Origin of the sequence: Spirochaeta thermophila DSM 6578 (assembly GCF_000184345.1) — a bacterium.
GTDB lineage: Bacteria > Spirochaetota > Spirochaetia > Winmispirales > Winmispiraceae > Winmispira > Winmispira thermophila.
In genome coordinates this window covers 1,230,165-1,247,835 of sequence record NC_017583.1, presented here as the reverse complement: position 1 = coordinate 1,247,835, position 17,671 = coordinate 1,230,165, and the positions used below count along the sequence as shown (strand labels likewise).

Below are 17,671 nucleotides of genomic sequence, written 5' to 3'. Positions count from 1 at the left end.
TCAGGCAGTATATCTGTTCCTGTAGATATTGAGAACCATGCCCACAGAGATCAAAGCGGTCCAGAGGGAAGATCCCCCATACGAGACAAGGAACAGAGGGATACCCGTAATGGGCATGATGCCCAATGTCATCCCCACATTGACCATGAAATGGAACAGGAACATCCCCCCGATCCCTGCCGCGATCAACCTCCCAAAAACGTCAGGGGCAAGGACCGCCGTCCTGAAAATCCGTACGAGTATCACGAGGTAGAGGAAAAACAGACCGACCGCTCCCACAAATCCCCACTCCTCCGCAAGGATCGAAAATATGAAATCGGTACTCTGTTGGGGAAGGTATTGATAGTGACTCTGGGTTCCCTGAAGGAATCCCTTGCCCCAGATTCCTCCGGATCCTATGGCGGTCAAGGATTGTATGATATTCCATCCGGCTCCTCGTGCATCGACATAAGGATCGAGAAAAACGATGAGGCGCATGATCTGGTATTCCTTGAGGAATCCTCGGACGGGAAAAGAGAGGACAAGCGGGATCAGCAACAGCGCACAGAAAAAGCTGCCCCAATAGAAGGCCCGCGACTTTGTAATGAAATACCCTGCCAGAAGGAGAAGGAGTACAACTCCTGTTCCGAGGAGAATGAAGGGACTGAGGGACCCTGCGAAGATCTCGGCATAGAGAGGAGAGAGATGGAAGATCTCGACCATCCATGGGAAGACAGTCCAGAACAGGGAAAGCACTCCTACGAGTCCCCAGAATACGATATAACGGATGGGGGTACCCGCTACGAAACTCATCGTGAGGAAGATGGGGATGTACACCATCGCAGTTCCAAAATCGGGCTGCAGCAGTATCACCACGACGGGAATCATCACAATGAGAAACGCCTGTCCGAACACCTTCAACGATGTGACTTCGCCAGCCCTTTCCTCGAGGAAGTGGGCGAGCACAAGGATCGTTGCCACCTTCATGAACTCGGACGGCTGAATCCCCAGATCCCCTATTCCCAACCACGCTTGTGCCCCTTTCACCGATTTTCCTATGAAAAGGGTGAGCACCAAGAGGAACAGCAGACTCAGGAAGATGACGAAGGCGAGATTCTTGTAGATTTGATAGTCAAGCATGGAAAAGACGAGGAGCAGACCAATTCCTGAAACAGCCCATACGATTTGGCGTATATACTCATCGTTGTATCTCTCACCGGTCGAGGTGATCCCGCTCGAATAGATGAAGAGTATACCAATACAGACGAGGATCTGCACCGTAACAAGGAGAACCCAATCGGTATATGCCCACTGTCCCTTTATCAACCTTCTCATCGATCCTCCAACGCGGGAAGATACCATCGGGCAGGACCTTGCCTCAGTTCTCTGACGGTATCTTCATACGACAACCCTGAGAAGATACCATGAAACACGATGTTCGCCGCCTTCGGCGCCCACCATTCCCAGTCATTCGTGGCCTCCACCAGCACCGACACCACGACCACTTCCTCGGGATCCAAGGCATCGTAAGGAGCATAACCTACGAACCAGGAGGTGTATCGGTTCTCCAGGCCCACCTCTCCCGTTCCGGTCTTCCCCGCCACTTCCACAATCGGTGTCGTGATGACAGGGAGGGCGGTTCCATGGGTAACGACTCCCCGCATTGCTGCACGAACAGAGCTGAACACATCTTCCGTGATATTGGACGTTCGCAAGAGGGAGGGGGATATATTCTCCAGGACCTCTCCCGTCGTGGGATCCCGGACCTCCTTCAATACATGAGGCCTCATGATGAAGCCTCCGTTCACCACCGACGCCACTACGTCCGCGAGCTGAAGCGGGGTGACGCTGAGGAAGCCCTGACCTATCGACATGTTGACCGTATCTCCTCCCACCCAGGGATAGTTGTAGGTCTCCATCTTCCATCTGGGTGTGGGGACGATCCCCCTCACCTCTCCTGGAAGGTCGATCCCCGTGGGCTCCCCCAGTCCGAACTCCTTCGCATAGGCCGCTATCCTGTCCACCCCCAGGTATTCCGCCCCGACCGTGTAGAAGTATACATCACACGATTGAGCGAGCGCGTCTTCAAGGGCTAGGGGACCATGCCCTGCTTCCTTCCAGCACTTGAAAACCCTATCTCCATAGCGGTACTCACCCCTGCAGACGATCGTCCTATCCGGAGGAAAGACCTTTTCCATGAGAACAGCTGCAGTCATGACGATCTTGAAGGTGGAAGCCGGGGCATAACTCGACTGGATGGCCCTGTTGATGAAGGGAAACGACTTGTCGAGACTCAATCGAGTGAAGTAGGCCCTCCCCTCCTTGGGATCATAGAGAAGATTGGAGTCATAAGAGGGATACGAATAAAGACCGAGGATCTCCCCTGTGGAAGGCTTCAATACCACGATGGCCCCGTTCCTTGGTCCAAGAGCCTTCTTTATCAACGTCTGTATCGCGGGGTCGAGGGTGAGCACGAGTGTCTTTCCGTTCTCAGGAAAGAACACCACCTGCTCATCGAGGATCTGTCCCGATGCATCGACTATTCTATGTTTCAATCCGGTCTTTCCTCGGAGGAGTTCGTCGTACACCTTCTCCACCCCTGACTTTCCTATGAGGGTCCCCTGGGTATAGCCCTTGTTGTAGAGGGCGGTGAGCTCCTCCTGAGTGATCTCCCCGATGTATCCGACCACATGGGCGAAGAGATCCCCATAGGGATAATACCGGGATGGTTCACGCTGCCATCCGATCCCCGGGAACTCTGACAAATGTTCAGCGATCCCTACGATCTGCTCGTATCCCACGCCCTGAGCGAGCACCACGGGATCCGAGGCCGAGGATTCAATCTTGTCCAAAAGGCTACGTGCTGAAACCCCAAGGTGCCCGCCCAGTCGATCCACAAGAGGCGGGAGTTGTTCTTTTCCCACTTCGGATCTGAAAAAGAGCAGGGTGAAACTGTCTCTGCTCGTGGCCAGGATGCTCCTATAGTCCCTCGCAAAGACGTCTCCCCGCCGGGCCGGGATGAGCACCGCCCGCTGAATCGTCTTCTGCGACTGGGCGGAGAACAGCTCATTCTCCACCACCTGTACGGAAAAGAGACGGCCTATATAGAGAAATACAATCACGACGCTGAGGGCGATGAGAATGGAAATCCTCTGATTCGAGGAGGTTTTGCCGTATTCCTTCACGTTCATGTCTGCTCTTCACTGATGAGGCGAAGCCTTCGTAATCCTCCCCACAGGAGAGGCAGAGAGATCAAGGTGTATACGATATTGAGAAGGTATTCGACAGAGAGGAACTTCATGGATGGTCTCATCTGGACAACGGTACCCAGTCCGAACACGAGGGCCGTGTGCAGCAGAACCGCCAGGAGATAGACCCACACTCGCATCCCACGGGCTATATTCGAGATATTCCTCATGAACAAGAAATAGAGAACCTCAGTGAGGCGGATGATCGCAAAGAATCCCAGAGGGGTGCTGCCAAGGACATCCTCGAGGAGTCCTATACCCACTCCCAGGAGTTGAGCTGCTTTCCATGGATGGGTAAGGGAGAAGGCCCCCAGAAGAACCATCACAAGATCGGGGGTTCCACCGATGACTCCTGCGTATCGATGGAGGATCCCCATGAGAAAGACTCCAAATACTGAAATGAAGGCCCATATGAGATAGTGCCTCATACTCATGACTCGTCCTCATCATCAGGAAGGAGCACAAAGACATCGGTGAGGACATGAGGATCCATCGAAGGCCGAAGATAAAGCAGAAGAGAGGACTCGTGGGGATATGATACGATTTTCTCCACTCTTCCGATCTCGATACCGGGGGGAAACACTGTGGAGCGATGGGAAGTGACAACCACCTCTCCTACACTCACCCTGTGTTTCTCCGTCTTGGGAATGTATTCCATCACCACCGTCCCCTCCCCTGCCCCATGGACGAGCCCCTGTAAGCCAGTCTCCACGAGTTCAGCGGCGACATAGAAATTCCGTCGAAAGAGGGGTATGACCCGGGATGTAGAGCCGCCCACCTCATCGATCTTCCCTATGAGTAACAGTCTGGAACCCTCGAGGGTCACCACGGGAAGCCCCTTCTGTATCCCTGTGGAGCGGCCTCGATCGATTATGAAACCGCTGAAGAGAAGCGAGGGCTCGTCGGCCAGTACCCTTGCCGCCACGGAGCGATAGCCCAATCCCTCCTGAAGTCCAAGCACGGCTCTGCTCTTCATATATTCTTCTTTCAAAGCGAGATATTCGATATACAAACCTCGATATCGGTCGAGCTCCCTTCTCAACGCCTCATTCTCCTTGAGCAACCGGTCTCTGGAGCGGATGTTCGAAAGCGTAGAGGTTACCGTCTCCCCTATTTTCCCTCCAAATCTATATAGATACGAAAAAAAACCAAAGGACAGCGTCTCGCCCATTCCCAGAGAAGACAACAACAACACCAGGAGCACTCCGTAGAGTCCGCCCGTGAAGAAGAGGCGATCCCGCCACTTATCGGTCTTCATGGATTCCCGAGCCTACTCTTCTGCATGGCCTTTTCATATTCAAAATAGAGACCAGCCCCTATCGCCACACATTCGAGAGGGTTCTCCGCCACGAACACCGGAACCCCGGTTTCCTTTGCGACCAGTTTGTCGAATCCTTTGAGGAGAGCCCCCCCACCGGTGAGGACGATCCCTCTCTCCACGATATCTGCGGCCAGCTCAGGAGGAGTCTCACCGAGGGTCTTCTTTATCTCCTCGATGATGGCCACCAGGGGTTCCTGAAGCGACTCTCTCACCTCAACACTGTCGATCTCAAGGCGTCGGGGGAGACCGGTGATCGCATCGGTCCCCTTGATTTCCATCTTTTCTATCTTCCCTTCCGGCATGGCATTACCGATATTCTTCTTCAGGGACTCCGCAGTCTGTTCTCCGATTATGAGGTTGTGCACGTTTCTGATATGCTTGATGATGGCCTCATCGAACTCATCCCCACCTATACGTATGGCATTGGTGACCACCATGCCACCCAGAGAAATCACGGATATTTCGGAAGTCCCTCCCCCGATATCGCATACCATATGGCCTGCAGGTTCATAGATGGGTATATCGGCGCCTATCGCGGCTGCAAGAGACTCCTCGATGACTTTCACTTCACGCGCGCCTGCTTTATAGCCACTCTCCTCGACCGCCTTCCTCTCCACCTCGGTGATACAGGAAGGAACGCCTATGACCATCCGCGGTTTGATGAGCCATCGCTTCGAAAAGACCTTCTCTATGAAGTAACGGATCATCTTCTCGGTGGTCTCGAGATCCGCGATCACCCCATCCCGGAGCGGTCGTATCGCCACGATCTCTCCGGGAGTCTTCCAGAGCATTCTCTTGGCCTCTTCCCCCACCGCCAGAAGTCTCTTCGTTCCCCGTTCCACGGCCACCACGGAGGGTTCGTTGATGACGATCCCCTTCCCCCGCACATAGATCAGCGTGTTACAGGTTCCCAGATCGATTCCGATATCGGGAGAGAGATTCTGAAACAGCCTGGACATTCCCATAGAAAGACCCCCATGTTAATGAGCACTCAACCTCTCAAGAGAGAGGAGGTGGTTAGGATTTATTTGTAACGCTTTTCGCCAAAAAGATCGAGCCTTTATCTGGTCTCCCGCATGCGAGGCTATCTCTCCGAGATAGAAATAGGCCTCCGCGCTTTCCTGTATCTGGACGAGCTTCTCGAGGTAATCCCTCGCGTCCTCGTATCGCTGAGCACGATAGTGCAATTCCCCCAGGAGGAGGAGTGCTTCCACCTGATACTCTCGGTTCGATTGCTCAGCGAGAGGTGAAAGCAGGTCATGCGCACGATCATAGTCACCGAGCTCTATGAGCGATCGAGCGAGTGCGAGGTCGAGGAGTGGGGAATCCTTACCCTGATCCTTCGCGCGAAGGAAGAACTCACTACTTTTCGAATAATCCCCTTCTCGTGCAGCGGAAAGTCCCAGATATTCCAGAAGGTCTGCAGCCTCGTATCCCTTGGCAAGGGCATAATCCAGGTAGTATGAGGAAAGGTCGGCATAGAACTCCCCTTTATGGAAATAGGCCTTGCCGAGCATATAGGCTATTTCAGGGGTGAGGGGCCTCAGGATGAGGAGTTTCCGAAAGGCTACAATCGAGGCGTCAAAAAACTCCTGACGCTGCTCTTCCTCTATCTCACCCATTCCAAGCATGAAGTTCGCATATGCATTGAGGAGAAGTGCATGTTGATCTATCGGATTCTCCTCGAGGATTTCCTCGGTCTCGTCTTTCAGGGCGATATAATCGCCTGCCTCGAGGAGACTCCTCAAGGATTGAGACATCGTTTCTTCATTTTTCCAGAAAAAGAAAGCCCCCCCTGCCAGGATGAGGCTGAGGAAAACCCCTATCCCTATAAAGAAGAACGATCTCCGCCCGCGTCGTCGTCCAGAGGATCCAGATACATACAGCGCACTCATCGGGTGCGCTCATTTAATTACAAAAGCAGAAAAAAGTCAATGAAAAAGCCGGCAGGCCCGTAAGCCGGGTTCTGTTCTAGGCCATCATTTATCTGGTCGCCTTGAGGCTGGAGCGGTCCACCCGCGGGTTGTACGGCCGAGCAAGCCCCCGCTGCTTGACCTTGCTCCGGGTAAGGTTTGCCCTGCGCCCACTGTTACCAGCGTGCCGGTGGGCTCTTACCCCACCATTTCACCCTTACCTGCCAGAGGGGCAGGCGGTATCCTTTCTGTGGCACTTTCTGTCGGAGATGGTATCGCATCTCCGCCCAGATGTTATCTGGTACCCTGCTCTATGGAGCCCGGACTTTCCTCCTCCATGAGATCAGGAGGCGATGGCCCGACCTGCCGGCACTATACAATGTGCTCAGTCTTCGTCATATTCGTCAATATCTTCGTCGATCTCCTCCTCTTCCTCCTCTTCTTCCAACTCGTCCACCTCATCCTCGATATCGATATCTTCCTCCTCGAGTGGATGATCCAGATCTTCCTCGTCCAGATCTTCTTCAATCTCTTCCTCGGGTGCTTCCTTGTGCTTGAGGAGGGTCGAAGGCGCGATGGTTTCTCCTTCTTCCTCCTCCTCTCCGAGAAAGTCGATGGAGTCCTCGTCGTCGATCAGATCATCTTCAAAAAGCTCATCCTCGTCCACAAGATCCGAAAGCTCACCGAAGGACTCCTCCTCCTCCTCTTCCACTTGGGGCACCTCTTCCGGAACCTCCTGGAAAAAGAGAATCCTGGAACAATGGGGACAGAAGATGATCTCCTCTCCCCGACGTATCCTGTTGACGAACTCCCGGGGAAGCAGCATGAAACATCCTTGACACACGTCTTTGATCACCGGAACGATCCCGACCCCCTCTTTGCTCTGGATGATTCGAGAGAATTTGAACACCATATCGGGATCCAGAAGGGGACCGATCTTCTCTTCCTCTCTCTTGAGTTCCTCCAGGACTTTCATCTTCTCCTGTAGGGAGGACTGGATTGCTTCTTCTTCCTTCGAGATCTCCTTCTCCTGTTCCTCGATGAGCAATCTCTCCCGCTCGAGTTCCTGCTTTATCTCCTCCATCCTCGACTCCTCGCGTTGCAGATCCCTGCGGATCTGCTGTTCCTTCTCCGCCGCCATCCTTATCTCTTTGTCCTGCGCCTCGAACTCCCGCTGGGTTTGCAGGAACTCCATCCGGGCCTCCAGCTCCGCCCGTTTCTGTTCGGCTTCGGCGAGCTGTTCCCGGAGCTCCTTGACTTTCGATTTCACCTGTTCGTACCGCTGGTTCTTCTGAAGGAAATCTTCCTTGAGTCGAACCAGCATCTCTTTCTTCGCGGTAAGGGTATGGGGAAGTTCTTTCATTTCCTTTTGCAACTTGAACTTTTTACTGAGAACTGTCTGTAGCTCTTGGAGTGTGCTCAGGATTTCCGTGATGTTCATGTCCACCTCTCCATACAAAGGTTATTCTTCGAGATAGTCTTTGAGACGGCGGCTCCTCTTTGGATGGCGGAGACGCCGGAGGGCTTTCGCTTCTATCTGTCTGATCCTCTCCCTGGTGACGTTGAAGTACAGACCCACCTCTTCCAGGGTGAGGGAGTAACCATCTTCCAGACCGAACCGCATCTTCAACACCTCCTGTTCCCGTGGAGGAAGAGTTGCGAGGACATCCTTGATCTGTTGCTGGAGGAGCGCATAGGCTGTCTGATGGGAAGGATTGACCGCCGTCTTGTCCTCGATGAAGTCCCCCACGCTCGAATCCTCCTCTTCCCCTATGGGACTCTCGAGGGAGATGGGCTCACGAGCCACGTTCTTCACCGACTTCACCCTGCTGAGAGGCCATCCCAGACGGTCGGCGATCTCCTCATCGGTGGGTTCTCGACCGAGTACTTGCATGAGCTGTCGCGCCTCCCTCTGCACCTTGTTGATCTGTTCGATCATGTGTACCGGTACCCTGATGGTTCTCGCCTGATCGGAAATCGAACGTGTGATCGCCTGACGGATCCACCATGTCGCATAGGTGGAGAATTTGTAGCCTTTTCTGTATTCGAACTTCTCCACAGCCTTGATGAGTCCGATGTTTCCCTCTTGGACCAGATCGAAGAAGTGAAGTCCCCTGTTCGTATATTTCTTTGCGATACTCACCACCAACCTGAGATTCGCCTGGATGAGTTTGTCCTTCGCGGTCTTCATCAGATGATGTCCCCGCGCGATCTCTTTGCTCATCTCCAGGATCTGGGGGATGGTGGCCTCAAACTCGATCTCAAAGGCCTTGAGCTTCTTTTCAGTGAGTTGGAATTGGCGGATCGTCTCTTTTATGTCTTCAGCACTCATATTGAGCCGTTCTTCGATCCTCTTTCGTTCATCGGCAGAGGCGAGCCCCCTGCCAAGCAGACGCAGTTCCCGGACATCCTTCACCCCGAGACGGCGTTCGATGGATTCCTGCTCCCGTCGGTATTCCTCTATCTTGCGCGCGGTATCGAGAAACTTCTGCTGAAGTTGCTGTATCTCCTCTTGCTGGAGAGGGATCTCAGCGGCTTTCAGAAGAAGGTTATCCCTTGTCTTCAGGAACTCCTCGTGCTCAAGGATATTTACTCCCCGCTGCAGGAGCCGTCGCTTCTCCTCATGGTATTGTTTGAGGGAGACGGCGATCTTCTTGAGGAAATCCCTGTACGCCTGCTGAAGACGCTTTTTCTCAGCTAGATATTCGGTAAGTTCTTCCTTCGTGAGTCCCAGATCCTCGGGATTCTTTTTCGAAAAGATCTTCTGAGCGACCTGGTAGAAGAGGGAGAGGAGGACACCTGAGTGCTTGAGCACCTCTTTGATGATATTCTCCCCTTCCTCCATCTGTTTGGACAGGGACACCTCTTCTTCGGCGGTGAGCAGGTTCTCCCGTCCTATTTCCCTGAGGTAGAGCCGTATGGGGTCATCCGTACTCCCTTCTCGTTCGGTGATCACCACCCTTCGCCGGTTCTTCGCCTTCGATTCTCCTCCTTCCGAATCATCCTCCTCCACCACCTGGATGTGCGCCTCTTCCAGAACAGCGAGCACCTCCTGAATCTTCTCTTCGGAATCAGAGATCTCCTCCGGGAGGAAATCGGAAAGATCGTCGTATGTGAGGATCCCCTTCCTCTTCCCATATTCTATGAGTTTCTGAACCGAAGGGTGCATGGTCGTGGATGGAGTATTATTCTGATGTTTTTCCATATCGCTCATACCCTCTCAATTTCTCGAGTTCCTTGTCGAGGTACATCTTTTCAAGAAGGAGTTCCTGGATATCCCCTCCCTCTCGCTCGTACAAGGCTATCTTTCGCTCTATCTCCCTTCTTCGTCTGTGGAGCCACTGTTCCCTCCATCTGAACACCGCCTCTCTCACCGCCTCGAGAGGCACCTCGAATTCCCCGGAGAACACGGCCTCCAAGGCGAGCTCCCGGGCCTTCTCGTCGGTCACGTGTTCGAGCACCGCATCCGGCCGATCCATGGTCCCCGCCCTCAGACATTCCTCAAGCGCAAAAAAAAGCTCCTTTGCAGAGGCATCCTCCAGGGCGTCCTCCTGGATGAGAGGTCTCACCACGGTATAGTACTCCGGATGGGCGCAGAGAGCCTGGAAGAGGAAGACCTCGGTGGTCCTCCTGCGATCCCTCCCCATACCCATAGTAGTGGACAAGGGAGCGGAGTTCCTCTCCGACGATTGAAAGCGGTCGAAATCCTCTTTTATGGCCCCCAACGAGACACCCATCGATTCTGCCATTTCCTCCAGAAGCCGTTCCCGCCTCATGGTGCTCTGAACGGAACGAATGTATGAAAACATGGACGTGACGAACTCACGCATATCGGTTTCGGAAGACGTCAGTATACCTTCTTTCACTCTTCTTTCCAAGAGGCACTGAAACACGTCTTTCTCTTCCATAAGGATCTGCCGTACTTCTTCCGCTCCCTTTTTCTGGAGAAAGGATGCAGGATCCTCTCCCTGCGGTGGTACCACCATCCTACATGGGAAGTCCACTGCTTCACATATCATCCCGGCACGCTGGGCAGCTCGTTCCCCGGCAGCGTCACCATCAAAGAAAAAGATAATACTATCGGCGTAACGTTTCAACTGAATCGCCTGTTCTCGGGAAAAGGCCGTTCCCAGGGGAGCGACCACGTTCATGATACCATGCTGGTGGAGAAGGAGGACATCGATATACCCTTCCACGAGGATCACCTTCTTCGTCTTTTTGAGTTCCGGAAGTGCCCGATGGAGCCCGTAGAGGAGTCTCTTCTTCTTGAAAAGAGAGGTTTCCGGGGAATTCAGATACTTGGGCTGCTGATCCTCACGAAGCGCTCTTCCCCCGAATCCCACGACCTTCCCGCTCACATCGTAGATGGGGAAGATGAGTCTATGAGAGAATATGGCGTACCCCTCTCTCTTGGCTGAAAAGAGCCCGGAGACATGGAGGAGCTCCTCCGAATATCCCTTCCTGCGGAGGAAGCGATAGAGCCAGTACGGGTCGTGTGGTGCGTACCCCAGGTGAAAGGTATCTCGTGCCCACGAGAGGTCGATCCCTCGGGAAACACAATACTCCCTCGCGGCTCTCCCCTCCTCCCTCGAATGGAGAAAATGTTCGAACAGGCCCACGAGACGGAGATTGAGATCCTGAAGCGCCCGTTCCTTCTTGAAGGAGGCCTCTTCCTCAGGTGTGACCTTCGCTGTGATCGAGACACCGGCTCTCTCCGCAAGTCGCTCCACCGCCTCGTAGAACGTACAGTGCTCCACCTCCATCACGAACTGAAAGATATTGCCTCCTTTGTGACATCCGAAGCAATAGAAGAGTCCTTTCTCGGGATCCACGGAAAAGGAAGGATCGGAATCCGCATGGAAGGGACAGAGCCCCATGTAGGAGTTGCCGGCTCTTCGAAGAGAAGTGTATTCCCCCACCAGAGAGAGCACATCCACCCTTCTCTGGATTTCTTCGATGATCTCTTGCGGTATTCTCGCCATGGTCTCTCGATATCACCCTAGGGTGAAACGGGCTTGAGATAGAGGTACTTCGCCTCGACGTGTTCTTCGAACGACCGGGAGAAATAATGTCTGCCGTTCTGCGGATCCTTCAACACGAAATACAGATAGTCGGTCTTGGCCGGCTCGAGCGCCGCCCGGATGGCGACAAGGCCGGGGTTGGAGATGGGGTGCGGAGGGAGTCCCATCCGCCGGTACGTATTGAAGGGGGAGTCAACCTGGAGATCGTCATAGGTGAGCACGCTCCGTGGCGGCTGTCCAAGTTCCTCCGTGAGGACGTATTCCACCGTGGCGCACGACTCAAGAGGAATGTACCTCTCGAGACGATTGAGGAACACCGAGGCGATGAGAGGGGCCTCCTCGGGGTCCCTGTACTCCCGTTCCACGATCGAAGCGAGGATGAGACGCCGATAGAACCAGGACGAAGAGATGCTCTCTCCTTCAGGCAAAAGCGGGGTGACACGTCTCTTGAACGTTGTCACCAGAGCCTTCACGATCTCTCTCTGCGAGGTGCCATACGAGAAAAAATAGGTTTCAGGGAAAAGGTATCCCTCCAGCGTGGTCGCATCCACACCCAGCTCCGCAATGAGGCCAGGATCCTCGATGAAACGGAGGAACGCCTCCTCTGTACCGAACCCCTCTCTTTCCAAAAGTCTCCCTATCCGCGAGGCCGTCCATCCCTCGGGGATCGTGATGCGTGCATACGTTTCCCCACCAGATGTCAGCTTCTCGTGGACCTGGAAGAGCGACATGGAGGGAGAGAGAAGGTAGCCCCCGGCCCTGATCCGATGGGCGGTATTCGTGAGATAGAGAAGGAGTTCGAACGCCAGCGCGCTGCGTATGTAGCCCTGATCCGCCAGGCGCGTCGATACACTCTTGCCCGTATCGCCTCGATACACGATGAAGAGTGAAGAGGAGGTATCATCCCGAGTGGTGGGGAGGGAGAGGTATATCGCCCCTCCCCCCACCACGAGAAGCAGGATCATCACGAAAAGGAGCATCAGACCTACCGAGCGGAGGAAACTTCTCACGGTTCTCTTCATGCATCCCTCATTTCATCCCTTCGGTGCCTCACCACGCTATTCCTTGAGAAGGATGAACTCCACCCTTCTGTTCTTCCATCTGTTCTTTTCGTCCGTATGGGGTACGATGGGGAACCTTCCCCCCATGCCGGCGGTGGTAATCCTCCCCGGGTCGAGCCCCATGGCCACCAGGGCCTGCTTGACAGCCTCGGCACGGGCGAGGGAGAGGGGAACGAGCTCTTCCCGTTCCTCACGCTCGGTACCGGAGAGGTTCACGGCATGTCCCTCGATCCTGATCTTGTACCGCCGGTACTTGGTGAAGATCTGAACGAGCCGCTCGATGATCGCGCGGTTCTTCCGACCTTCCTCGCTCTCATCCAAGATGAGGTCCGCCTTGTTCGGTGGGAAGTGGATGCTCGAGATCTTGATCTTGAGTTTGTCACCTTCCCGTATCACAAGGACATCCACGCTCACCTTGGTTTCGAACCGGGCGGTATTTCCGACCCTATCGGTCGCGGTAAAGATGAGGGGATAGTCTTCTGCCGAGGAGACGAGTTCCCCGGAGAGGGATCGGCCGTCCCAGATGATCTGTGGAGCGGGAGAGCCCTGCCCTCCGAACCGGGTGAAGGGATTCCCATACGGATCCGTGATCACGATCTCCCACGTCTGAATCCCGGTCAGGTCACGGGCTCGGATGGAGATGGCGAGCTCATCGTCCACACCGTCATTGTCGGGGGAGAAGGGCGTCGGGGAGAGGGATATCGACAGTTCCGGAGGCTGCACATCGAGCACGAAGGGCGACGATTCCACCGTCATCTCATCACCCCGGAGGTATTTCACCGTATAACGAACCACATAGGTGCCTTCCCGGTAGTCACCCGCATCGCTCCTGCCGTCCCAGTTGAGGGAGTACTCCGAGGCGATCTCCTTCCCGGACAGTCGCTTCTCCACCTTTCCGTCTCTCACGAATTCCAGGGTCCACTCCTCGATCCCATCCGAGGGTGAGGTATAGACCTTGATCGGCTGGACGTCCAGGTTGCCGTCACCGTTGGGGGAGAAGGCCGGGTGGGTCACCGTGAGGAAGACCCTCACCGGTCGGGTGTCGAGAACGATCTCGTCCACCTTCCGCACCACCTCGTTCTCCGCAGCATCCCTTCCTGTGAGGAGGTACGTGTAGGTCCCGTCCTTCACCTTGTTCCCCGCGCTATCGGTGCCATCCCAGAGGAGGTCGGTGACAGTCCCCTCCCATCGGAACTCTCTGAGTATCTTCCCCTGTGTATCACGGATGTGGGCCACCCACACCGCACTGTCAGGGGAGCTCTGTCTGAAGATACACGCATCCTTCTTGCCGTCCCCGTTGGGTGAGAAGATGCGATTCTCCACCGTGAAGGTGAGCGCGGGCGCCTTCGTGTCCACCACGAAGCGAGAGACCTTGGCCGATGCAATGTTCCCATTGGTAAACTCAGCGGTCAGTTCCGCAGTGTACCCTCCATCGGGAACCGTCTCTCCCTTTTCATTCCTGCCGTTCCAGACGATCTGTTCGGGTATTCTGTTTCCCCCGGTGAAACTCCGAACCACCTCCCCCTTCTCTGAGAGCACCTTCAGCGTATAGCTCCTGAGGAGGGAGGTCTCCTTTATCTGAGGATAGAAGATGAGGCTGTCCCGTCGGCCGTCGCCGTTGGGAGAGAAGATGTCATAGTTCACCGAGAGGAGGACCGGTGTCTGCTCCGTGGAGAGCGTGAAAAAGACCCGCTCGGAGGTGAAGGAGTTGCCGGCCTGGTCGGTGGCTTCAACGAGATAGTAGTAACGTCCATCGAGCGCAAGACCCGTGCCCTCGGTACGACCGTCCCACTCGAACCGCTCGGGCAGACCGTTCTGCCAGGAGAAGGTACGCACGAGAACACCATCCTCCCTATGGATCGAGGCCTCCCAGACAGGATCCTTCGTGGCATTCTTGTGGATGATGGGGAGCGTGTCCTTTCTCCCGTCACCGTTTGGAGAGAAGATGGGGTCGGGGATTTCCACCATCACAGAGGGAGGCGTGACATCGAGTACGAACGTGGGCGTTCCCGCCTCGGGGCGGTTGCCGTTCTGATATTCGACCATGAGGAGGGCCTGGTATTCGCCTTCGGGGAGCACCCTTCCGTCGGCGGTCTTGCCATCGAAGACAAACGAGGCAGGAGGAACATCGGTGCCTTCCCGTCTGTACACCGTGTTCCTGGATGGAATCTCCACGATCTGGAGCGACCACCTCACGATACCTCGCTTCACAGGAACATCGAGCTCGAAACGGATCACATCCTTCACCCCGTCCCCGTTCGGAGAGAAATAGGCAGCGTCCACTTTGAGGGCCACGGGAGTCGGCTCGGTACTTATCACGAGGTTCGTGATGGTGGCCTTCACGGCATTTCCGGCCCTGTCCTTCGCAGCGATCTCATAGGAGTAGACACCATCCGGACACAGGGTCCCCTCGTCGTCCTTTCCATCCCACACGATGGTCTGGGGGGCTGCATCCTTCCACTCGAAGCGTCGCACCACCTCCCCTTTCTGGGTGAGGATACGGCCTTCCCAGCGTTCCTCGACAGAGCCTTCCTGGACGATCTCCACCTCGTCCTTGAACCCGTCGCCGTTCGGGGAGAAGATCTTCGCATCCTCACTCGCTACCTTCACGTCCACACGGGGCGGCGTGGCGTCCACCACCACTCTGTAGGGCTCGGTGGAGATGGTGTTCCCGTTGTCGTCCCATGCCTCGAGGTGCACGAAGTACGTCCCATCGGGGACCACCCCTCCGCTCTCGCCGAACCCGTCCCATCTCAGACTCTCCGGAACCGGGATGCCCGATTTGGGCCTCACGAGTTCCTTGAAAAAGGTCTTCACGTCTCGTTCGGTGGGGCGTACTTCCTTGTTCTCTATTCTGCGGACTTCGGATCCCTGTTCATCCTCGACCACGAGCGTATACCCCATCACGAAACGCTCATCCGTGATGGAGAGCGGGAGGAGGAGCTCGTCCTGGACTCCGTCGTTGTTCGGAGAGATGTAGGGGTTCTCAGGATACGAGATCTCGACCTTCGGGGGATTCCTGTCGATCACCCCGAGCGGTACGTTCACCCCTCCGGAGAAAAGCCAGAGTCCCCGGTTGAGCGGGGCGAGGGCGAACCGCGGCCTGAGCTCGCTCTTCGTCCACCCCTGTTCCGCCAGGAGTCCCTTCGACTGCTGGAGCTCGACAGGGAAGCTCGCCCCCACCGAGATCGAGGGGTACACATGCTGAAGAGGGACATCCTCGTCGAGCCATTCCCGGGCATTCACCACGTATCCCGTGTAGATCTCCACCACCTCGCCGAGACCAAGTCGGAAGCCGGTCTTGAGAATCGCATTCTGAAAGGAGGGGAAAGAGAGTCCTGCGCCCACCCGCAGAGAAGCCATCGATCCATCGAAGAGGAGCCCGTCGAAGGTGATCCCCGGCGTAAAGAGAGGGGGAAACGCTGCGATATCAGTAGAAGGCGAATACCCCTTGCCGAGTCCGGCCAAGGTGACTCCGAGCCTCGCATCCTTGAAGAGCCCCACCTGTTGGAGGAGGAAAAGCGCCCCGAGATCGCCCCCTGCTCCCACGTCGTAACGGTCCGCATTGCCGAAGAGGACTCTGAGTCCCATCCCCACCCACACATCCTCGAACACGTCCTTTGCCGCGGTGAGGGACACGCCGAACGTCGATCCCACCGGTATCTCATCCATACCGGAGCCCACGTACATGAGGGCCGGCGAGAAGACACCATATCGTGTAGGAAAGGCCATCCCCAGAGAGAAACCATGAAGCGCATAGCCGTTCTCGGAAGAGATCCCCCCGGTATAGCCAAGCTCCAGGGTGGTGCGCTGTTCTCCCGCCCCCGCGGCCGGGTTCACCATGCCGGTTGAGGGGAGGTCCCCCGAGAGGAGGAGCGCATCCGTTCCCACCAGGACGGGAGAGGAGAACACGGAGAACGACTCTCCAAGAGGAGAGGGCACATATTGGCCCACCAGCGCAAGACCGCTGCAGAGGATGAGGAGCGTGACGGTCCTGACATACTGTTTCATAATTGTTCCCCCTCTTTCAGTGCAAGGTAGACTCTTTCGACATCGCTCATCTCTTCGATGGATAACCGCTCGAAGAGCCACTTCTCCATCCTGTGCTTCACACGGGAGAGCACGGGATCCAGTTCCTCTTCATGTCTCCTCAATAAAATATACAGTGCGAGACGTTCTTTATCATTCAACAGAAACATAATGGATTTCCCCCTCCTGGGCAAGCCGAATATCCAGATCGCCCCCCTGATGGGCCGCATACTCCCTGGCGGCTTCACAGTTGTGGAAGAGGAACTTGTCGTCGTAGAGGGGCTCATGATGGAAGAGGAGTACGCGCGGGATCTTCCAACGAACCGCAAAATCCACCACAAGGGTGAACGAGGAATGCCCCCAGTTGATCTTCTCTATCGCCTCACCAAGGGTATACTGACTGTCGATGATGAGGAGATCCACCCCGGAGAATCTCCTCCGGTTCTCCGGGGTCGGGAGGAAGTCCTCATCCGCCAGTTCCACATCCGTGGCGTAGAGTACCGCCTTTCCCCCTTTCTCGATCCTGTAGGCATAGCTGCCTCCGGGATGCGTCATGGGAATGGGGGTCACGAACCCGCGACCCACCCGATACGGCACGTCCTCCTCCAGCACGATGAACTCCTTGTCCGCCCTCATCGCCTCCATGGTCACCGGGAAGAATGGCGGGCTCATGAGAACCTCCAGATACTCCCGGAAACGACGTACAGGAGAATAGAGACACACCCGCACCCCGGGATCGTAGAGAGGGGTGAAGAACGGGAGACCGATGATGTGATCCCAGTGGAAATGAGAAAAGAACAGATGATACTCCCGCTGCTTCCGGGGCCTCCTCATGATCTCGGTGGCGAAATCCCGGATCCCCGAACCGGCATCGAAGAGGAGGATATCGGCACCGGATCTCACCTCCACACATGCGGTATTCCCCCCCCATGTACCGAAAAGCCACTGAGGAAGGGAGGCGAGGAAACGTTCCTTCGCCTCCATCGAGCGCATGTCTTCGGAGGAGGCACGAGAGATCACGGCGGCTATCTTCTCCCTGACGGTTTCAGGGGCGAGAGGGGTGGGAAGAGATCCCCTCACCCCCCAGCATCTCACCATG

Annotated in this window: 13 protein-coding genes and 1 other RNA gene; all 14 read right to left on the bottom strand. The window is 55.5% G+C overall.

The genetic code is table 11. The annotated features are described in order from the left end of the window. The 14 genes from rodA to SPITH_RS05615 all read right to left on the bottom strand — a co-directional run bounded on the left by rodA (window position 1) and on the right by SPITH_RS05615 (window position 17,670). A complete protein-coding gene (gene rodA, locus SPITH_RS05675) occupies window positions 1-1,314 on the bottom strand; it encodes a rod shape-determining protein RodA (RefSeq protein WP_014624736.1) in 1,314 nt (437 codons plus the stop codon). Next, window positions 1,311-3,170 (bottom strand): penicillin-binding protein 2, encoded by a 1,860-nt coding sequence (gene mrdA / locus SPITH_RS05670; protein ID WP_014624735.1) that lies wholly within the window; start codon window positions 3,168-3,170, stop codon window positions 1,311-1,313. Before mrdA ends, rodA begins: the two co-directional genes overlap by 4 nt. Continuing rightward, entirely contained in the window at window positions 3,167-3,655 is a 489-nt protein-coding gene (locus SPITH_RS05665; RefSeq protein ID WP_245523471.1) for a rod shape-determining protein MreD, read from the bottom strand. The genes mrdA and SPITH_RS05665 overlap by 4 nt, the downstream gene beginning before the upstream one ends. A gap of 2 nt (window positions 3,656-3,657) precedes the next feature. Continuing rightward, the gene (gene mreC, locus SPITH_RS05660) at window positions 3,658-4,485 is read right to left on the bottom strand and encodes a rod shape-determining protein MreC (protein ID WP_014624733.1); all 828 of its coding nucleotides are present in this window, start codon (window positions 4,483-4,485) and stop codon (window positions 3,658-3,660) included. Further along, window positions 4,482-5,513, bottom strand: a complete 1,032-nt coding sequence (locus tag SPITH_RS05655; RefSeq protein ID WP_014624732.1) for a rod shape-determining protein — start codon at window positions 5,511-5,513, stop codon at window positions 4,482-4,484. Before SPITH_RS05655 ends, mreC begins: the two co-directional genes overlap by 4 nt. A 15-nt stretch (window positions 5,514-5,528) precedes the next feature. Then, on the bottom strand, window positions 5,529-6,443 hold the full coding sequence (locus tag SPITH_RS05650) for a tetratricopeptide repeat protein (RefSeq protein WP_014624731.1): 915 nt from the start codon (window positions 6,441-6,443) through the stop codon (window positions 5,529-5,531). 44 nt (window positions 6,444-6,487) lie between these two features. Then, window positions 6,488-6,831: RNase P RNA component class A (gene rnpB / locus SPITH_RS11865), an RNA gene on the bottom strand. Window positions 6,832-6,846: 15 nt separating this feature from the next. Next, window positions 6,847-7,824, bottom strand: a complete 978-nt coding sequence (locus SPITH_RS05645; RefSeq protein WP_245523470.1) for a zinc ribbon domain-containing protein — start codon at window positions 7,822-7,824, stop codon at window positions 6,847-6,849. Window positions 7,825-7,923: 99 nt separating this feature from the next. Further along, window positions 7,924-9,630 carry an RNA polymerase sigma factor RpoD gene (rpoD, locus tag SPITH_RS05640; RefSeq protein WP_014624729.1) on the bottom strand — a complete coding sequence of 569 codons (1,707 nt, stop codon included), beginning with the start codon at window positions 9,628-9,630 and terminating at the stop codon, window positions 7,924-7,926. 16 nt (window positions 9,631-9,646) lie between these two features. Next, window positions 9,647-11,443 carry a DNA primase gene (gene dnaG / locus SPITH_RS05635; RefSeq protein WP_014624728.1) on the bottom strand — a complete coding sequence of 599 codons (1,797 nt, stop codon included), beginning with the start codon at window positions 11,441-11,443 and terminating at the stop codon, window positions 9,647-9,649. Window positions 11,444-11,460: 17 nt separating this feature from the next. After that, window positions 11,461-12,504, bottom strand: a complete 1,044-nt coding sequence (gene mltG / locus SPITH_RS05630) for an endolytic transglycosylase MltG (protein ID WP_014624727.1) — start codon at window positions 12,502-12,504, stop codon at window positions 11,461-11,463. Between the two features lie 36 nt (window positions 12,505-12,540). After that, window positions 12,541-16,554 carry a FlgD immunoglobulin-like domain containing protein gene (locus tag SPITH_RS05625; protein WP_014624726.1) on the bottom strand — a complete coding sequence of 1,338 codons (4,014 nt, stop codon included), beginning with the start codon at window positions 16,552-16,554 and terminating at the stop codon, window positions 12,541-12,543. Continuing rightward, entirely contained in the window at window positions 16,551-16,742 is a 192-nt protein-coding gene (locus SPITH_RS05620) for a hypothetical protein (RefSeq protein ID WP_013313864.1), read from the bottom strand. Before SPITH_RS05620 ends, SPITH_RS05625 begins: the two co-directional genes overlap by 4 nt. Next, on the bottom strand, window positions 16,726-17,670 hold the full coding sequence (locus SPITH_RS05615; RefSeq protein ID WP_013313863.1) for an MBL fold metallo-hydrolase: 945 nt from the start codon (window positions 17,668-17,670) through the stop codon (window positions 16,726-16,728). The genes SPITH_RS05620 and SPITH_RS05615 overlap by 17 nt, the downstream gene beginning before the upstream one ends. Window position 17,671 lies beyond the last annotated feature (1 nt).